This is a genomic window from Nocardioides sp., assembly GCF_031397825.1.
Classification (GTDB): domain Bacteria; phylum Actinomycetota; class Actinomycetes; order Propionibacteriales; family Nocardioidaceae; genus Nocardioides.
Genome location: NZ_JANNML010000179.1, coordinates 1 through 17,376, shown reverse-complemented (window position 1 = coordinate 17,376; position 17,376 = coordinate 1). Strand labels below are relative to the sequence as shown.

The 17,376-nt window shown below is 71.4% G+C and carries 17 protein-coding genes; 8 read left to right on the top strand and 9 right to left on the bottom strand.

Annotation, left to right across the window (positions count from 1 at the left end):
* Window positions 1-156 precede the first annotated feature (156 nt).
* The 3 genes from RMN98_RS15370 to RMN98_RS15360 all read left to right on the top strand — a co-directional run bounded on the left by RMN98_RS15370 (window position 157) and on the right by RMN98_RS15360 (window position 3,306).
* Entirely contained in the window at window positions 157-1,599 is a 1,443-nt protein-coding gene (locus RMN98_RS15370) for an alpha/beta hydrolase domain-containing protein (protein WP_309649694.1), read from the top strand.
* A gap of 131 nt (window positions 1,600-1,730) precedes the next feature.
* Entirely contained in the window at window positions 1,731-3,044 is a 1,314-nt protein-coding gene (locus tag RMN98_RS15365) for a calcium-binding protein (RefSeq protein WP_309649693.1), read from the top strand.
* Between the two features lie 52 nt (window positions 3,045-3,096).
* Window positions 3,097-3,306 carry a hypothetical protein gene (locus tag RMN98_RS15360; RefSeq protein ID WP_309649692.1) on the top strand — a complete coding sequence of 70 codons (210 nt, stop codon included), beginning with the start codon at window positions 3,097-3,099 and terminating at the stop codon, window positions 3,304-3,306.
* Window positions 3,307-3,325: 19 nt separating this feature from the next.
* Here RMN98_RS15360 and RMN98_RS15355 read toward each other — a convergent pair whose 3' ends face one another.
* A complete protein-coding gene (locus RMN98_RS15355) occupies window positions 3,326-4,015 on the bottom strand; it encodes an HAD family hydrolase (protein ID WP_309649691.1) in 690 nt (229 codons plus the stop codon).
* Window positions 4,016-4,124: 109 nt separating this feature from the next.
* On the opposite strand from RMN98_RS15355, the gene RMN98_RS15350 reads away from it, so the two are divergent.
* Window positions 4,125-4,397, top strand: coding sequence for a Rho termination factor N-terminal domain-containing protein (locus RMN98_RS15350; RefSeq protein ID WP_309649690.1), 273 nt, complete (start codon window positions 4,125-4,127; stop codon window positions 4,395-4,397).
* 19 nt (window positions 4,398-4,416) lie between these two features.
* Here RMN98_RS15350 and RMN98_RS15345 read toward each other — a convergent pair whose 3' ends face one another.
* A complete protein-coding gene (locus RMN98_RS15345; protein WP_309649689.1) occupies window positions 4,417-5,277 on the bottom strand; it encodes a TIGR03619 family F420-dependent LLM class oxidoreductase in 861 nt (286 codons plus the stop codon).
* 77 nt (window positions 5,278-5,354) lie between these two features.
* Between RMN98_RS15345 and RMN98_RS15340 the strand changes: the two genes are divergently transcribed.
* Window positions 5,355-5,741, top strand: coding sequence for a VOC family protein (locus RMN98_RS15340; protein WP_309649688.1), 387 nt, complete (start codon window positions 5,355-5,357; stop codon window positions 5,739-5,741).
* Window positions 5,742-5,785: 44 nt separating this feature from the next.
* Here RMN98_RS15340 and RMN98_RS15335 read toward each other — a convergent pair whose 3' ends face one another.
* The gene (locus RMN98_RS15335; protein WP_170259047.1) at window positions 5,786-5,929 is read right to left on the bottom strand and encodes a GPGG-motif small membrane protein; all 144 of its coding nucleotides are present in this window, start codon (window positions 5,927-5,929) and stop codon (window positions 5,786-5,788) included.
* Window positions 5,930-6,047: 118 nt separating this feature from the next.
* Window positions 6,048-6,512 carry a DUF5709 domain-containing protein gene (locus RMN98_RS15330; RefSeq protein ID WP_309649687.1) on the bottom strand — a complete coding sequence of 155 codons (465 nt, stop codon included), beginning with the start codon at window positions 6,510-6,512 and terminating at the stop codon, window positions 6,048-6,050.
* Between the two features lie 129 nt (window positions 6,513-6,641).
* On the opposite strand from RMN98_RS15330, the gene xylB reads away from it, so the two are divergent.
* The 3 genes from xylB to RMN98_RS15315 all read left to right on the top strand — a co-directional run bounded on the left by xylB (window position 6,642) and on the right by RMN98_RS15315 (window position 10,463).
* Window positions 6,642-8,039, top strand: coding sequence for a xylulokinase (gene xylB / locus RMN98_RS15325; protein ID WP_309649686.1), 1,398 nt, complete (start codon window positions 6,642-6,644; stop codon window positions 8,037-8,039).
* Between the two features lie 61 nt (window positions 8,040-8,100).
* Window positions 8,101-9,270: a xylose isomerase gene (gene xylA, locus RMN98_RS15320; protein WP_309649685.1), complete on the top strand. Its 1,170-nt coding sequence runs from the start codon at window positions 8,101-8,103 to the stop codon at window positions 9,268-9,270.
* 2 nt (window positions 9,271-9,272) lie between these two features.
* Window positions 9,273-10,463, top strand: a complete 1,191-nt coding sequence (locus tag RMN98_RS15315; protein WP_309649684.1) for an ROK family transcriptional regulator — start codon at window positions 9,273-9,275, stop codon at window positions 10,461-10,463.
* Between the two features lie 61 nt (window positions 10,464-10,524).
* Here the strand turns inward: RMN98_RS15315 and RMN98_RS15310 are convergent, their stop codons facing one another.
* The 5 genes from RMN98_RS15310 to RMN98_RS15290 all read right to left on the bottom strand — a co-directional run.
* A complete protein-coding gene (locus tag RMN98_RS15310) occupies window positions 10,525-11,748 on the bottom strand; it encodes an ROK family protein (RefSeq protein WP_309649683.1) in 1,224 nt (407 codons plus the stop codon).
* Window positions 11,749-11,757: 9 nt separating this feature from the next.
* Complete coding sequence (locus tag RMN98_RS15305) at window positions 11,758-13,044, bottom strand: ABC transporter permease subunit (protein WP_309649682.1); 1,287 nt, start codon at window positions 13,042-13,044, stop codon at window positions 11,758-11,760.
* Between the two features lie 19 nt (window positions 13,045-13,063).
* A complete protein-coding gene (locus tag RMN98_RS15300) occupies window positions 13,064-13,837 on the bottom strand; it encodes an ATP-binding cassette domain-containing protein (RefSeq protein ID WP_309649681.1) in 774 nt (257 codons plus the stop codon).
* A gap of 133 nt (window positions 13,838-13,970) precedes the next feature.
* Entirely contained in the window at window positions 13,971-15,041 is a 1,071-nt protein-coding gene (locus RMN98_RS15295) for a substrate-binding domain-containing protein (protein ID WP_309649680.1), read from the bottom strand.
* Window positions 15,042-15,333: 292 nt separating this feature from the next.
* On the bottom strand, window positions 15,334-17,376 hold a 2,043-nt coding region (locus RMN98_RS15290), incomplete at its 5' end, for a bifunctional FO biosynthesis protein CofGH (RefSeq protein ID WP_309649679.1).

Genomic DNA, 17,376 nt, shown 5'->3' with positions numbered 1-17,376 from the left:
TGCGGGTTCCGTTGGGCACATCACCCTCAGGAGCCTCGAGTGAAGGATCCCGGCAGCGGTGGGCAGCAAGGCAGGCTCGGGATCCGACCCGTTCACGATCCAGAGCAAGCCCAGGTCCAGGCATAACCCCACCATGTGGTGTGCGTTACGTCAGGTATGACATCACGTCGTGCGCTGACGGGGCTCCTCGCTGTGCTGCTGCTGGCGACGGGGTGGTCGATGCCGGTGGTCGCCGACCCTTCGGGCCGCCTCGATCCGGCGAGCGTGGCCGTGCCGCGGCTGAGCGCCCCACCGGCGGGGCTGCGCGGCTCCCCGCTGTGGGACTCCTGGCACCTGTTGGGTCCGTTCGGCTACACACAGCGGGAGTACCTCGTGTCCGGCGTCGCGACCGCGCTCGACGGCGCGCGCGCGCCGTACACGACCCGGATCATCGTGACGCGCCCTCGCGACGAGCGCGACTTCAACGGCACCGTGATGCTCGACTGGGTCAACGTGACGGCGCAGTTCGAGAACGCCGTCGACAGCCTCGAGGCCCGCGAGATGCTGTTGCGCGAGGGCTTCGCCTTCGTGCACGTCAGCGCCCAGGCTGCCGGGCTCTGCTGCAGCCCGCTGACCCCCCAGGTCCTCGACCCGGTGCGTTACGCGGCCATCTCGCATCCCGGCGACGACTTCGCAGCGGACATGTTCACCCAGGTGGCTCGCGCCCTGCGGGGGCAGGGTCGGGGTCTGGACCCGATGCCCGGCCTCGGGGTGGAGCGGATCATCGCCGCCGGGCAGTCGCAGTCGGCCAGTCGCCTGTACTCCTACGTCAACGAGGTCCAGAGCGAGGGTGCGGCGATCGACGGTTTCCTCATCCACGGCGGTGGTGAGAAGACCTTCGATGCTGCGCTGGACGTCCCGGTGCTGCACCTGCTGAGTGACCGCGAGGCCGACCCGGCCCCGCCGACGCGGGACCGCAACTACCGGCTGTGGGAGGTCGCCGGCGCCGCTCACTCCGACTACTTCATCGGGGTGCAGCAGGTCATGGGGCAGGCTCCGCGGGTCGCCGGGCGCCCTGCCAAGGACCGGAGCGGCTACCGGCGGCTGATCAACGAGGCAGGCAACTACGGTCAGGTGGTCGCGCCCCTGCAGAACGTCTGCACCGTCGCGGGGGCGACCATGCCTAACCACTACGCCGTCTCGACCGCGCTGCACCAGCTCAACGTCTGGGTCCGCACCGGGCGGCGACCGGCGCTCACGCCGCGCTACGAGTTCTCCGGTGGTGCGCTCGCCAAGGACGCGGACCGCAACACCCGCGGTGGCATCCGACTGGCGCCCATGGAGGTGCCGGTGGCGACCTATGAGAGCACCCTGTGCAACCTCGGTGGCATCACCGTGCCGTTCAGCGACGCCGAGGTCCAGCAGCGCTACGGTACCTTCGCGCGCTACCAACGCCTGATGGGTACGGCCACCGATCGCGCTGTGGAGCAGGGCTGGCTGCTGCGACCAGATGCCCGTGACCAGATGCGGCGGGTGTGCCGTGTCCGCGAGCGTTTCGCGAAGCCCGACCGCGGCCCCTGTCGGAGCCGCTCCTACCGCCCGCCGGCCTTCGGCGGCTGATCCAGGGGAGCCCCCACCAGGGCGGTCCGCTCGCCCACCCGTGCGTCTCCGGCGTGGAGCGCCGCGATGTGAGCGGGCCTCCCTGTGTGAAAGTGCCCACCCCGGGGGACGTGCGGGGTTAGTGTCAGTCCATGGTCGCTCCCGTGCTCCCGTCCCGACGCCTGCGGATCCTCGTCGCCGGCTCCGCGCTCGCCCTCCTGCCCTCGCTGGCCACGGCCGCGACGATCGCCGGCACCAGCGGCAACGACAAGCTCTACGGCACCAACAACGCCGACACGATCAACGCGCGGCTGGGCAACGACAAGGTCTACGCCAAGGGTGGCAACGACAAGGTCTCCGGCGCCGAGGGCGACGACCGCCTCGACGGTGGTCCCGGCAACGACAACCTCGGCGGCGCCGCCGGCGCCGACGTCGGCATCGGGGGACCCGGCAACGACCTCTTCAGCGGTGGTGACGGCAACGACCTCGGCCAGGGCGGTGGTGGGGACGACAACCTCAACGGCGGTCTCGGCGACGACACCGGTGTCGGAGGAGCCGGCAACGACCTCGTCATCGGCGGTGACGGCAACGACCTCGGTCAGGGCGGTGATGACAACGACAACATCAACCTCGGGCCTGGCGACGACCGGGGGCAGGGTGACGACGGCAACGACCTGATCAGCACCGGCCCCGGCGCCGACGTCGTCCTCGGCGGGCTCGGCGACGACCGCATCAACACCGGTCCCGACGACGACACCGCCGACGGGGGGCCTGGCGTCGACCAGCTCCAGGGCCTCGACGGGGTGGACGTGCTCCGCGGCGGGGAGGGCGACGACCGCGGCCCGAAGCCCTCGGCGACCGGCGACTACCTGCCCTACGTCCAGGGCGGTGGGGGCAATGACGTCCTCTACGGCGACGAGGGCGGCGACGCCCTGAGCGGCGGCGAGGGGAACGACACGCTGTGGGGCGGTCCCGGCGACGATGCGGCCGCCGGAGGCGCGGGCGAGGACACGGTCTACGGCGAAGCTGGCAGCGACGAGCTCGACGGCGGTGCCGGCGAGGACATCATCGACGCCGGCCCGGGCGACGACTCCTGCCCGGGCTTCGGTCCTGACTACCAAGCGGATCAGACGACGGAGTGCGACCTCGGGGTCACCGGGGACGAGGGGGACGACACGATCCGTCCCGGCGACGGCGTCGACATCGTCTTCGGCGAGCAGGGGTTCGACACCATCATCGTCACGGACGACGGCGTCTACGACCGGCTCTTCTGCAGTGATGCCTTTTCCGAGCCGAGCATGCCCAACCCCGGTGGCCGTGTGGTCTACATGGGCGAGGTCGACCCGAAGGACAGCCCCCGACGCTGCACGGTCGAGGTCGCGAAGACCCGTGAGGACGCCGAGCGGATGGGTCTTGGGGCCGAGTGGCGCCGCATACAGCTGGGGAGCCTGCCGACGCTCTGGTGAGCGCGGCTAGGGTGACGGGCGTGCCCCGCCCCACCCCTCGTCGTACGCCGTCGTGAAGCGCGTCAAGGGCTTCCTGAAGCGGCGCGTCGCCGACGCCGTGCTCGTGGTCGTCTGGCTGGTCGTGCTGTTCAACTGCGTGCAGCTGAGCCGGCTCGAGGGCGAGACCACGACGCGGATGGCCGTGTCCTACGGCGCGATGGTCCTGATCGGCCTGGTCGCCACCTTCCTGTGGTGGCGCGGCCGGCGGCGAGCGCGGCCCTGACCCGAGCCCCGAGTGGGCCTCAGCGAGCGCCGCGCCCGAGGAGCGATGCGTCGAGCCGGGCGACGAGGTGGGCCGGGGAGTCGTGGACCTCCGCGCAGCCGGCGTCGCGCAGCTCGGCCTCGGTGAGGCCACCGCTGAGCAGGCCGATGCAGGGCAGGCCCACCTCGGCGGCCGTGCGGGCGTCCCACGTCGCGTCGCCGAGCATGACCGCGTTCGTGGCCCCCACCGCACGCAGGGCCTCTGCAGCCAGGTCGCCCGCCGGCTTGCTCTGCCCGGCGTCGGAGCCGGAGATCGTCTGCTCCAGGAGCGTGCGACCCGGGACCAGGTCGAGCAGGCGGTCGGACATCTCACGGTCGCCGGAGGTGGCGACGACCAGGCGCAGGCCACGCTGGTGCAGGGCCTGGAGGAGGTCGCCGGCTCCTTCGGTGGCCGTGATCTCGTGGAGACGGGCGACGAGGTGGTGGGGGTGGCGCTCGCGGACGGCGTCGCCCACGGCATGCTCCACCGTGTCGTCGGTGACGTGGGCGACCAGGCGGTCACCACCGAGACCGATCGCCCGGTGCAGACGGGCCGCGGGGACGTCGAGCCCGACGTCGCGGAAGGCGGCGCGCCACGCGAGGACGTGGACGTAGACGGAGTCGACGAGCGTGCCGTCGAGGTCGAGCACGACGGTGTCGAGAGGGGCAGCGGATCCGGTGGACGAGGTCATCGGTCCGACTGTGCCAGGCTCCGTGGCCGGACGCGTCCACCCCCAACGGTGAAGCCCGCGGTCGCCCACCTGGCTAGCGTGGGGCCACGCCACCGATGAGGAGACCGCCGTGCCTGCCGAGAAGAAGCCGGGACCGAGCGTCAAGGACCCGGAGCTCTACGAGAAGCTGCGCGACGAGGGCAACAGCAAGGAGAAGTCGGCGCGCATCGCCAACGCCGCGGCCCAGGAGTCGCGCTCGGCGGTGGGCAAGCGCGGCGGTGCCAGCCCGTCGTACGACGAGTGGACGGTCGCCGACCTCCGCTCCCGGGCGGCGGAGCTCGAGGTCGAGGGCCGCTCCTCGATGACCAAGGCGGAGCTGGTCGAGGCCCTGCGCGACCACTGACACGCGCGTCGGTGGCGCGTCAGAGGGCGCCGATGATGTCGGTGGCGAAGCGCTCCATGCCGTCGAGCTTCTGCTCCAGCGTGGCGTCCATGCCGTGGTAGTAGACCCACGGCATGGTCCAGACCTCGGTGATCCCGCCGACCTCGGCTGTGGCGAAGTGCTCGGGCAGGAAGGCGTCGGACAGCGCGGTGATCACGGAGAAGTCGCCCGTGGCACCCTGCTCGGCCCGGATCTCCTGGAGCCGGGCGGCGTGCCCGACGGCCTCCTCGATCGTGTAGATGTCGCCGACCCAGCCGTCGTGGCGCGCAGCCCGCTGGAAGGCGATCTCCGACAGGCCGCCGACCAGGATCGGGATCTGCGCGCGGGGCGAGGGGTTCATCATCAGCTTGGGCGCGGTGTAGAAGTGCCCCTCGAACTGCGTCCAACCGGGCTCCCACAGCGCCTTCATCAGCGTCAGGCCCTCGTCGGTGCGTTTGCCGCGGGTGCCGAAGCTGGCGCCGAGCAGGTCGAACTCCTCGCGGCACCACCCGATGCCCACGCCGAGCGAGACGCGATCGCCGGACAGCACCGCCGCGGTGCCGACCGTCTTGGCGACCTGGAAGGGGTTGCGCATCGCGGCGACGTAGATGCTGGTGAAGAAGCGCACCCGCGTGGTGACCGCGGACAGGGCGCCGACCAGCACCCACGGGTCTGGCCACTCGGCCTCGATGTCCCAGCGCCGCTTGCCGTCGGGGGTGTAGGGGTAGGGCGTCGCGAGCTCCTCGAGGTCCACGACGTGGTCGGGGATCGAGATCGCGTGGTAGCCCAGCTCGTCGGCGGCCTTCGCGAGCGGGATGAGGTGGTCGCACGGCTGGAACGCCGTGACGATGGAGAAGCGCATGGCCACAGCCTAGCGGCGAACTAGAACGTGTTCTTGTTGTCTGAGCCCGGGGCGGTGCCAGGGCCTAGGGTGGGCGCATGGCACGCGCGATCCACCATCTCGACCTCTGGGTGAGCGACGTCGGCCTCGCGGTCGACGAGTGGGGCTGGCTGCTCGGCGAGCTGGAGTGGGAGGTCGACGTCGCGGGCGCCTCGTGGGTGCACCCCGACGGGACCTACCTGTTCCTCGAGCGCTCGTCCGACCAGGTCGACGAGGCCCACGACCGGCACCGCGCGGGGCTCAACCACCTGGCACTGCACGTGGAGAGCAGGGCCCGGCTCGACCGGCTGCGTGCGGAGTCCTCGGCCCACGGGTGGCACGAGATGTTCGCCGACCGCTATCCCCATGCCGGTGGCGAGCAGCACGTCGCGCTCTACGTGGAGAACTCCGAGGGCTTCGAGGTCGAGGTCGTCGTCGCCGACTGACCCCGACCTCGTGGCCCTCCAGCCGTCTCGGGCTGCGGTGGGGCCTACTTGAAGATGCTGTAGCCGCCCGGGCCGACCGCGAAGCCGACGATGATCAAGACGATGCCCCAGAGGGTCTCGCCCTTGAAGAGCTGCACGATGCCGGCGATCACGAGGATGACGGCGAGGATCCAGAGGATGAAGACCATGATGTTGTGCTCCTGATGGGGATGGGGATGCGGCGGGGTCTGCCCCGTCGTTCGGGTGCTGCTCGTGGTGCTGGTGCTGGTGCTGGTGCTGCGTGAGGATGCTGCGTGAGGTGAGGGGTCAGCGCAGGTCGATGTCCGGCGCCCACTCCTCCTCGACGATGTGCACGGCGGCTTCCTCGGCCGACGCTGCGGCGCCGTCGATCCCGACATCGGTGCCGACGAGGTCCTTCTCGGTGTCCTCGCCGGAGCCCTCGTCGATGTCGACCAGGCGGCCGGCGCGAGCCGTGCCGACCTCGCCGTCGTCGAGGTCGTCGTCGGACGTCTCCGCGTAGGGGTCGGGGTCGGGAACCTCCTGGCCGATCCGCTGGTCGATCGTCTCGCGGTGCTCCTCCTCCCAGGGCGTGTTGCCGTAGCCCTGGCCGGCGGAGTAGCTCTCGGGCGGCGAGTAGCCACGCTCGAGCTCGTCGTCGACGTCGGCCTCCTCGAGGGTGTCCTCGGGGGTGAGCTGGTCCTCGTCGTCGACGCTGTAGCCGTCGTAGATCTCCTGGTCCCCGTCTGCGGGGCCGTTGTCCGGCGCTGTCATGTCTGACCTCCTGATGTCTGTCCAACCTACGCCGGGCGGGGATGCTCCCCGGAGGCGCCGGTACCCCCACATGACGACTGGCATGCGCATCCCTTGACTTAAGTTCGAGTCTCGTACTTAATAGGGGTCGTGAGCTTGGTACTCGGCGTCGACTCCTCGACGCAGTCGACGAAGGCCGTCCTCGTGGACGCGACCGACGGCACCGTCGTCGCGCAACGCAGCGCGCCGCACCCGTCCGGCACCGCGGTGGATCCGCGGGCGTGGCTGACGGCCTTCGACGAGGCGACCGACGGGCTCCTCGACCGGGCCGACGCGGTGGCCGTGGCCGGTCAGCAGCACGGCATGGTCGCCCTGGACGCAGCCGGCGAGCCCGTGCACGACGCCCTGCTGTGGAACGACACCCGCTCCGCCGGCGCCGCGCACGACCTGATCGCCGAGATGGGTGGACCCGACGCCTGCGCGAGCGCGCTGGGCAGCGTCCTGGTCGCCTCCTTCACCGTCACCAAGCTCCGCTGGTTGCGCGACCACGAGCCCACCGCCTCGGCCCGCGTGGCCGAGGTGCTGCTGCCCCACGACTACGTGTCCCGGCACGCCTGTGCTCCCGGCACCGACGCCTTCACCGACCGGGGCGACGCCTCGGGCACCGGCTACTTCGCCATCGCCGAGGGCACCTGGCGCCACGACCTCCTCGCGGCCGCCCTCGGCCACGAGGCGTCGCTGCCCCGGGTCGCGGCACCCGGCGCCGTCGCGGGCCGCACGGCCGCGGGCCAGGTGGTCGCGGCCGGCACCGGCGACAACATGGGCGCCGCCCTGGGCCTGGGCCTCGGTCCCGGCGACGTGCTCGTGTCCGTGGGCACCTCCGGCGTCGCCTCGTGCGTCAGCGCCACGCCGGTGGCCGACGGCACCGGCACGGTCACCGGCTTCGCCGACGCGCGCGGTGGCTACCTGCCGATGGTCACCACGATGAACGCCGCGCGGATCCTGGACCACCAGGCCCGCTGGCTCGGCGTCGATCTCGCCACCCTCTCCGACCTCGCACTCGTCTCCGAGCCCGGCGCCCGGGGCGTCACCCTCCTGCCCTACTACGGCGGCGAGCGCACGCCCAACCTTCCCGGAGCCGTCGGCACCTGGACCGGCCTCACCGACGCCACGACGCGCGAGGACCTCGCCCGTGCCGCCTTCGAGGCGCTGCTCTGCTCGCTCGCCGACGCCGTCGACCACCTTGCCGGTGCCACCGGTGAGGAGCCGCAGCGCATCTGGATGGTCGGCGGCGCCACGCGCAGCCCGGCCCTGCAGGCGCTGGCGCCGGCCATCCTCGGCAGGCCCGTCACGCTGCCCCCTCCGGGGGAGTACGTCGCCCTCGGCGCCGCCCGCCAGGCCGCCTGGGCGCTCGCCGGCACGCCCGCCCCGCCCACGTGGCACCTCGCCGACACCGTCGAGCTGACGACGGGGCTCACGGACGGGCCCACGTCGTACGTCCGTGAGGGCTATGCGCGGCTGCGCGAGCGCACCGCCACCTGGTCCTGACCTCAGTCACCGCAGACCGCACGTCGCACCCCGTCCGCAGCACCCCACGAAAGGCACCTCGATGAGCCAGTTCCAGATCCCCGCACCCCGCCCGGAGGACAAGTTCTCCTTCGGCCTCTGGACCGTCGGCTGGACCGCGCGCGACCCCTTCGGCGACGCCACGCGCGCCCCGATGGACCCCGTCTACGCGCTGGAGCGCCTCGCGGGCCTGGGTGCCTACGGCGTCAACTTCCACGACGACGACCTGATCCCCTTCGGCAGTGACGACGGCGCGCGCGACGCGATCATCGAGCGCTTCAAGAAGGGTCTGGCCGAGACGGGCCTGGCCGTCACGACCGCGACCACCAACCTCTTCACCCACCCGGTCTTCAAGGACGGCGGCTTCACCTCCAACGTGCGCGACGTGCGTCGCTTCGCGATCCGCAAGGTCATGCGAAACATCGACCTCGCCGCCGAGCTCGGCGCGCAGACCTACGTCTGCTGGGGCGGGCGTGAGGGCTCGGAGACCGGCGCGGGCAAGGACGTCGCTGCGGCGCTCGACCGCTACAAGGAGGCCTTCGACGTCCTCGGGCAGTACGTCGCCGAGAAGGGCTACGACCTGCGCTTCGCCATCGAGCCCAAGCCCAACGAGCCGCGCGGCGACATCCTGCTGCCGACGATCGGTCACGCGCTCGCCTTCATCGAGACCCTCGAGCGACCCGAGAGCGTCGGGGTCAACCCCGAGATCGGTCACGAGGAGATGGCCGGCCTCAACGCCGCGCACGGCTATGCCCAGGCGATGTGGCAGGGCAAGCTCTTCCACATCGACCTCAACGGCCAGGGCGGCCCCAAGTTCGACCAGGACCTGCGCTTCGGTGCCGGCAACGTGCGCGGCGCCTTCTGGGTCGTCGACACGCTGCTCGCCGGTGGCTACGACGGCCCGGTCCACTTCGACTTCAAGCCCTTCCGCACCGAGGACGACGAGGGCGTGTGGGTCTCGGCCGAGGCGTGCATGACCAACTACCTCGTCCTGCGCGAGAAGTCCCGGGCCTTCCGTGCCGACCCCGAGGTCCAGGCAGCCCTCGAGGCGGCCAAGGTGGCCGAGCTGTCCGAGCCCACGCTGGGTGCTGGGGAGACCTGGGCGCAGCTGCAGGCGTGGGCCCTGCCCGACCCCGAGGCGCTCGCCGCGCGCGGCGCCGGCTTCGAGAAGCTCGACCAGCTCGCGCTCGAGCACCTCTACGGCGTCCGCTGACCGTGGCCGAGCAGCCCGGAGCCGCCCCGGCCAGCACGGAGGGGCTGCGCCGCCTCAACACTGCGGTCGTGCTGAGGAGCCTGCGACAGCTCGGCCCCGCGACCCGGGCCGAGCTCGCCAAGCGGACCGGCCTGGCCAAGGCCACGGTCGGGGTGATCGTCGGAGCGCTCGTCGAGGCGGCCGCGGTGTCCGAGACCGACACCGTGGTCGCGCCGGGTGCGCGCGGGCGCCCCGGTCGGCCGGTGTCGCTGACAGGGGAGGGGCTCCTGGGTCTCGGCCTCGAGCTCAACGTCGACTACGTGTCGGCGGTGCTGCTCGACCTGGGCGGCCGGGTCCGCCTCAGTGAGACGCGGCCGGTGACCGACGACCCCCTCCCGGTGCTCGTCGCGCTCGCACAGGACGTCGTACGACGGGGGCCGCGGGGTCGCCTCCTCGGCGCGATGGTCGCCGTCCCCGGGCTGGTGCGCGGCGACGACCGGTCGGTCGCGTGGGCGCCCAACCTGCACGTGGCCGACGACCTCGTGGCGGCAGCCGTCGACGAGGCACTGGACGGCCACTGCCCGGTGTCGGTCGGCAACGACGCCAACTGCGCGGCCTTCGCCGAGTCACACCACGGGGCGGCGGTCGGAGCCGACCACGCGCTCTACCTCACGGGGACCGTCGGGATCGGCGCCGGCATCGTCGACGAGGGACGGCTGCTGCGGGGCTCGACGGGCTTCGCGGGCGAGGTCGGGCACATGCCCATCGGTGACTCCGCCGCCACGTGCGGCTGCGGGCGGCAGGGCTGCTGGGAGGCCTCCATCGGCCTCCACGCGATGCTCGCCGCTGCGGGCATGCCCGAGCTCGAGACGCCCATGCGCTCCGCGGAGGCCGTGGCCGCACGGGCGGACGACGACCCGCGCGTGGGTGAGGCGCTGACCCGTCTCGGGCGCGACGTCGGCCTGGGGCTGGCGATCCTCGCCAACGTGCTCGACCCCGAGGTGGTCGTCCTCGGTGGCTACTTCGTGGCGCTGGGGGAGCGGGTGCTCCAACCGGCCCGGGAAGCCCTGGACCAGCGGCTGCCCTCGCCCGCCCAGCGTCGCCCCGACCTGCGGCTCTCCACGCTGGGCATGGAGGCCGCCGCGCTCGGGGCGGCCGAGCGGTCCCTGGAGGCGGTGTTCTCCGGCGAGGTGGCGGTGGCGGGCGCGGAGTGACGCGACGAGCACGTCCACGGGCCGCCGGAGCATGCCGGAGGCGTCACTCGACGCCGAGAGGTCAGCCCGCGAGCTTCGTGCCCACCCCGACGAGCGCCGTGCCGAGGCTGGCGACAGGGTCGATGAAGAGCGGTTCGAGGGCGTTCTCGGCCGCGCCCAGCAGGACCGAGTCGGCGCCGAGGCCGGGCAGGGCGAGGGTCACCGACTCCAGGGGAGCGGGGAGCGCTCGATCGGCCAGGGCGGCCTGGACGTCCACGCGCACCAGGCGGAAGAGCGCGCGGAAGTAACCGCCGAGCACGACGACCTGAGGGTTGAAGGCGTTGACCAACCCGGCCAGCCCGTGACCGAGGTGGCTGCCGATCAGGCGCAGCTCGGGAGTCGGCTCGCGGTAGCCCGCCAGCACCTCGCCCAGCGACGCGGCCTGGTCCTCGGGGATGCCGATGGCGCGGGCGATCGCGTGGGCGCCGACCTCGGTCTCCCAGCAGCCGCGGTTGCCGCAGTGACACAGCCGGCCCTCGGGGTTGTAGCGCAGGTGGCCGATCTCGCCGGCATAGCCGCCGGCGCCCTCGAGCCGCATGCCGCCGGTGATGATGCCCGCACCGACGCCGACGTTGCCGGAGACGTAGATCAGGTCGTCGATGTCGATGCCGGCGCCCCGGTGGTGCTCGGCGAGCGCGCCGAGGTCGGCGTCGTTGGCGATCGAGACCGGGACGTCGACACCGAGCGCGGCCAGGATGATCGAGCCGAACGAGACGTCGTGCCACTCCAGGTTGGGGGCGAGCCGGATCAGCCCGTCAGTTCGCCGGACGAGTCCCGGGACGCTGATCCCGATGCCGACGAGGGGAGCGGACGCTGGGGCGTCCTCGACGACCCGGCGCACCAGGGCCGCCACCGAGCCTGCGACCTGCCAGGCCTCGCTCCCCCCGACGATGGGGGCTGCTGCTCGCTCGTGGATCACGCCACCGAGGCCCACGCGGGCGACGTCCATCCGGTCGACGCCGAGGTCGACGGCGATGACGAACGGGCCACTGTCGGAGAGCCCTACCCCGGACGAGGGTCGTCCGGCGCCACCACGTGCCTGGGCGGGCAGGGCGTGCTCGGTGATGCCGAGCGACTCCAGCTCCCCGACCAGGCCCGCGATGGTGCTGCGGTTGAGCCCCATGATGCTGGTGAGCTCGGCCCGGGAGCTGTGCCCGGCGCGGTGGACGTGCTGCAGCAGGGTCCCGAGATTGTGGCGCCGGACGGCCTCCTGGTTGGTGCCGAGGCCGGTGCGCTGGCGACTCATGAGGTTGGCCTAGACGCCTGCTGCGGAACGCCGGCGTCGCGAGATCGCGTCGACGCTCGCGGCCAGCAGCAGGACCCCGCCGGTGACCAGGTAGTTGATGTAGCTCGCCTGGTTGAGCAGCCCGAGGCCGTTGGAGATCGTGGCGATCACGACACCGCCGATCACCGCGTCGATGGCGCGTCCGCGGCCACCGAAGAGGCTGGTGCCACCGATGACGGCCGCGCCGACGGCGTAGAGGAGCACGTTGCCGCCTCCCGAGCCCGGCGAGACCTTGCCGGCGTAGGACGCGGAGAGGATGCCGCTGATGGCGGCCATCATCGAGCACATGACGAAGGCCGTGATCTTGATCCGGCGCACGTTGATGCCGGCCCGGCGAGCTGCCTCTGCGTTGCCGCCCACGGCGTAGAGGTGCCGGCCGAAGCGGGTGCGGTCCAGGATGAAGGTCCAGAAGATGAGGAGCACGGCGACCACCGGGAGCACCCACGGGATGCCCTCGATGGGGAACGTCGGACGGCCGCGGTTGGTGTTGAGCAGGGCCGTGACCCCCAGGACGATGATGGCGAGCACGACGATCTGGATGCCCACCAGGGGCAGGGGGCTGTGGGCCAGGCCCCGCGAGGAGCGGCTGCGGTAGCGCCACAGGGCCAGGGCAGCGAACAGCACGACGATCGCCAGGGCACCGATCCACCCAGCCGCGACCGGCACGTTCTTGATGGACAGCCCGCGGATGACCTCGTCGTTGATCCGGATCGAGCCGCCGGAGCCGATGAGCTTGAGCGGGATCGCCTGCAGGGCGAGGAAGAAGGCAAGGGTGACGACGAACGACGGGATCCCCAGCTCGGAGACCAGCAACCCGATCACCAGCCCGATCAGGGCGCCGACGAGGAGCCCGATGATCGTGGCCAGCCACCAGCTGTAGCCGTGATCGACCATCACCAGCCCCGTGATGGAGGCAGCCGCTCCGCCGGCGACACCGGCGGACAGGTCGATCTCGCCCAGCAGGAGCACCAGGACCAGGCCCATGGCGAGCACGCAGATCGAGCCCGCCTGGATGACCAGGTTGGCCATGTTGATCGTGGAGAGGAACCTGTCGTGGGCCAGTGAGAACACCACGAAGAGGACGACGAGGCCGAAGATGGCGGGCAACGAGCCCATGTCGCCGCCACGCAGGCGGTTGAGGTAGTCCTGTGCCGAGTCACGCAACGTGACGGCGCGGTGGCTGTCGGCGGAGAAGTCGCTCTCGGCGTGCTCCTTCGACGAGGTGGTCGATGCGGTGGGTTCGGATCCGACGGTCATGGTGGGTCTCCGGTCCTGGTCAGACGGTCGCGTCAGCGGGGTCGGCCATGCCGAGGTCCCCGGAGCGTCCGGCAGTGATGAGCTCGACGATCTGGCTGTGGGTGACGTCGGTGGTCTTGACGTCGGCAGCCACGCGGCCGAGGTAGAGGGGCACGATGCGATCGGCGACCTCGAAGACGTCTCCCATGTTGTGGGAGATGAGCACGACGCCGAGTCCGCGGTCGGCCAGGCGACGCACGAGGTCGAGGACCTGGCGGGTCTGGGCGACGCCGAGAGCGGCGGTCGGCTCGTCGAGGAGCACGATCTTGGAGTTCCACAGCACAGCCTTGGCGATGGCGACGGTCTGGCGCTGACCGCCGGACAGGCTGGCCACGCTCTGGCGGACCGACTTGACGGTGCGCACCGACAGGGAGGCGAGGGTCTCGCGGGCTCGCGACTCCATGCTCACCTCGTCGAGGGTGAGGCCGGAGGTCTCCTCGCGGCCGAGGAACATGTTCTCGACGATGTCGAGGTTGTCGCACAGGGCGAGGTCCTGGTAGACGACCTCGACCCCGAGGGCGGCCACGTCGCGAGGGCCGCTGACGTGCACCTCCTTGCCGTCGAAGAGGAAGTCGCCGCTGTCACGGCCGTAGATGCCGGCGATGATCTTGACGAGGGTGGACTTGCCGGCGCCGTTGTCGCCGACGAGGGCCGTGACCTGGCCCGGGTAGACGGCGAAGTCGACGTCGTGCAGGACGTGGACCACGCCGAAGCTCTTGTTGACACCGCGGAGCTCGAGGAGCGGCTCGGTCATGGACCTACCTCCGGTCAGGGGATGGCTGTGGGGACGTGTGTGACGAGGGTGGAGCAGCAGGCAGGCCCAGCGGCCTGCCGGGCCGGTCCCCCGGGGCGGGATCGCCACCCCGGGGGACCAGGTCAGGGGCCGGTCAGGAGATGCCGGCCTCGGCGCAGGCAGCGGCGAAGTCGCCGGCGCACACGTCGGCGGCGGTCTGGCCGCCGTCGTCGATGACGTCCTTCACGGTGTCGGCGGTGATCGCCTGGGGGTCGAGCAGGATCGAGGGGACGTCGCGCTCGCCGTCGTTGACGGTGCCTGTCGTCTCCGCGTCTTCACCGTTGACCAGCGCGATCGCAGCTTCGGCCAGCGCGCCGGCCTCGAGCTTGGCGGACTTGTAGACCGTCATGCACTGCGTGCCGGCCAGCACGTTCTGCAGACCTTCCACGGTGGCGTCCTGGCCAGTGACCGGGACCTCGCCGGCGCGACCGTTCTTCTCCAGGATGGAGATGACAGAGCCACCGAGACCGTCGTTGGCGGCGAGGACGCCGTCGACGTCGCCGTCGGCAGCGGTGTAGAGCTGCTCGAAGATCGTGACCGCCTGGTCGTTGTCCCAGTCCGGCACGGCCTGCTCGCCGACGACGGAGTAGTCCATGCCGTCGAGGACGCCGTGGGCACCCTCGGCGAAGAGCGTGGCGTTGTTGTCGGTGGGGGAGCCGTTGACGTAGACGATGTTGGCCGGTCCCTCGCCGAGGCAGTCGGCCAGGCCCTGACCCTGGAGCTCGCCGACCTTGGAGTTGTCGAAGGAGACGTAGTACTCCGCAGATCCACCCAGCGTCAGGCGGTCGTAGTCGATGGTGGCGACGCCCTGGGACGCGGCCTTCTCCTGGATGGCGGCACCGGAGTCGCTGTCGAGGTTGACGATCGCGAGGACGGTCACGCCGTCGGCGATCATCGCGTCGGCGATCTGCGTCATGCGGTCGGCGTCGCCCTCGGCGTTCTGGATGTCGTACTCCACGCCGGCCTCATCGAAGGCCGCCTCGAGGGCCGGCTTGTCGGCGCTCTCCCAACGGACGGAGGACTGCGTGTCCGGCAGGATCACGCCGATCTTGCCGTCGGCCGCACCGCCGTCGGACGCCGATCCGCCGTCGTCGCTCCCACACCCGCTGAGCGCCAGGGCGGCACCCATGAGTCCGGCTACTACCAAAGTGTGCTGTCGCTTCATGCGACCCGCCTCCTCGCGGTGATGGTGCGACCAGCCCGCTCCGGCCTCACCTGTTTGTTGTCTCGCACAACATAATGAGTGACTGCGGTCACGTAAAGACCTCGAGGCCAGATTGTTACCTGGAGATGACGAGATGGCACGAATGGGCTAGATCGCCTGGTACTGCCGGGGCGCGTGACAAGGAAGGGGCACGTCCGAACCACGTTCGACAAGCCGATCGATCGATCATCGTGTCGATCAGGAGTCCGAGGGTTTGTTGTTCCGGACGCCGATGACGGCGACAGGGGCCGGGTCAGCGCAGCTGGTAGGTGGTGGTGCGCTCGCGGACGGGACGGCCGATGGCAGCGGCCATGTCGTGCAGCTCGGCGACGGTCTTGGCGGAGCCGTGCTCGGAGCCGGCCATGCGGGAGATGGTCTCCTCCATGAGCGTGCCACCGAGGTCGTTGCAGCCGGCGTTGAGCATGGCCTGGGTGCCCTCGACGCCGAGCTTGACCCAGCTGGTCTGGATGTTGTCGATCCGGCCGTGGAGCAGGACGCGGGACATCGCGTGCACGGCAAGGTTGTCGCGCAGGGTGGGGCCGGGGCGTGCGACGCCGGCGAGGTAGATCGGGGAGGAGGTGTGCACGAAGGGCAGCGGCACGAACTCGGTGAAGCCGCCCGTGTCGTCCTGGATGCGTGACAGGACGCGCAGGTGCCCGACCCAGTGTCGGGGGTTGTCGACGTGGCCGTACATCATCGTGGAGGTGGTCGGGATGCCGACGCGGTGGGCCGTGGAGACGATCTCGATCCACGTGCGGGCGGGGAGCTTGCCCTTGGTGAGGACCCAGCGGACCTCGTCGTCGAGGATCTCGGCGGCGGTGCCGGGCAGGGACCCGAGGCCGGCCTCGCGCGCCTTGATGAGGAAGTCCTCGATGGACAGTCCGGTGCGGGCGGTGCCGTTGACGATCTCCATGGGGGAGAAGGCGTGGACGTGCATGTCGGGCACGCGTTGCTTGACCGCGCAGACCAGGTCGAAGTAGGCGGTGGCGGGCAGCTCGGGGTCGATGCCGCCCTGCATGCAGACCTCGGACGCGCCGAGGTCCCAGGCCTCGGCGGCACGGTCGGCGACCTCGTCGAGGGAGAGGGTGTAGGCGTCGGCATCCGTGCGGCGCTGCGCGAAGGCGCAGAAGCGGCACCCGACGTAGCAGACGTTGGTGAAGTTGATGTTGCGGTTCACGACGTAGGTCACGGTGTCACCGACGGCGTGGCGGCGCAGGTCGTCGGCGAGCCGTGTGACCTGGCGCAGCAGGTCGCCCTCAGCGGTCATCAAGGTCAGGGCGTGCTCGTCGGAGAGGTTGCCCGGGTCGGCCTCGGCGGCGCGAAGGGCGTCGCCTCCCTCGGCGTGCAGCACGGCCGGGGCGCCGTCGATCAGGGACGTGGAGCCGGCGGCGTCCTTGACCGAGGCCCAGTCGCCGTAGACGTCACCGAAGTCGGAGCGACGGTCCTCGCTGCGGCCCCCATCGGGTCCGTCTGCGTCGATGGTGGCGTGCAGGTCGGTGCGCCCCACCGACGCGAAGCCGCCGTCCGGTTCCTGCCACGGCAGCCCGGTGGGGCGTACGCCGGGGCGCGCGAGGCCGGCGTCGGGGCCGTCGTGCAGCGCGAGGGCTGCCACGTGGGAGCTGATGCGGGGGTCGAGCCAGGGCTCGCCAGCGCGGACGTACTCGGGGTGGACCGTCAGGCGCGCCTTGAGCTCGAAGCCGCACCCGGCGGTGATCGAGGCCAGTCGCTCGAGGCTGGGCCAGGGGCGCTCGGGGTTCACGTGGTCGGGGGTCAGGGGGGACACCCCGCCCCAGTCGTCGACGCCGGCCTCGAGCAGCATCCGGCACTCCGCCGACCCCTCGGAGGAGTCGACGAGGTTGGGGGGAGCCTGGAGGCGTGCCTTGGGGCCGAGGACGAGCCGGGTGACCGCGATCGCGGCGCGGTAGTCGTCGAGGTCGAGGTCGTCGCTGTGGCGCATCGCGGTGTCGGGCTTGGCCCGGAAGTTCTGCACGATGACTTCCTGCACGGCGCCGAACTGGGTCGAGACCTGGCGCAGCGCGAAGATCGTCTCGGCGCGCTCGGCCAGCGTCTCGCCGATGCCGACCAGGAGCCCGCTGGTGAAGGGGATCGAGAGTCGCCCGGCGTCCTCGAGGACCCGCAGGCGGACGTCGGGGTCCTTGTCGGGGGAGCCGAAGTGGGCCTCGCCCTTGGTCTCGAAGAGCCGACGGCTCGTGGTCTCGAGCATCATCCCCATCGAGGGCGAGACCGGCTTGAGACGGTTCATCTCCTCCCACGACATGACGCCGGGGTTGAGGTG

Coding starts and splice junctions, on each gene's coding strand:
- RMN98_RS15330 (WP_309649687.1), bottom strand. CDS start 6,512: ATGACAGCGCCGGACAACGGCCCCGCAGACGGGGACCAGGAGATCTAC.
- RMN98_RS15310 (WP_309649683.1), bottom strand. CDS start 11,748: ATGAGTCGCCAGCGCACCGGCCTCGGCACCAACCAGGAGGCCGTCCGG.
- RMN98_RS15340 (WP_309649688.1), top strand. CDS start 5,355: ATGGCACGCGCGATCCACCATCTCGACCTCTGGGTGAGCGACGTCGGC.
- RMN98_RS15365 (WP_309649693.1), top strand. CDS start 1,731: ATGGTCGCTCCCGTGCTCCCGTCCCGACGCCTGCGGATCCTCGTCGCC.
- RMN98_RS15370 (WP_309649694.1), top strand. CDS start 157: ATGACATCACGTCGTGCGCTGACGGGGCTCCTCGCTGTGCTGCTGCTG.
- RMN98_RS15295 (WP_309649680.1), bottom strand. CDS start 15,041: ATGAAGCGACAGCACACTTTGGTAGTAGCCGGACTCATGGGTGCCGCC.
- RMN98_RS15335 (WP_170259047.1), bottom strand. CDS start 5,929: ATGGTCTTCATCCTCTGGATCCTCGCCGTCATCCTCGTGATCGCCGGC.
- RMN98_RS15300 (WP_309649681.1), bottom strand. CDS start 13,837: ATGACCGAGCCGCTCCTCGAGCTCCGCGGTGTCAACAAGAGCTTCGGC.
- xylA (WP_309649685.1), top strand. CDS start 8,101: ATGAGCCAGTTCCAGATCCCCGCACCCCGCCCGGAGGACAAGTTCTCC.
- RMN98_RS15355 (WP_309649691.1), bottom strand. CDS start 4,015: ATGACCTCGTCCACCGGATCCGCTGCCCCTCTCGACACCGTCGTGCTC.
- RMN98_RS15305 (WP_309649682.1), bottom strand. CDS start 13,044: ATGACCGTCGGATCCGAACCCACCGCATCGACCACCTCGTCGAAGGAG.
- RMN98_RS15345 (WP_309649689.1), bottom strand. CDS start 5,277: ATGCGCTTCTCCATCGTCACGGCGTTCCAGCCGTGCGACCACCTCATC.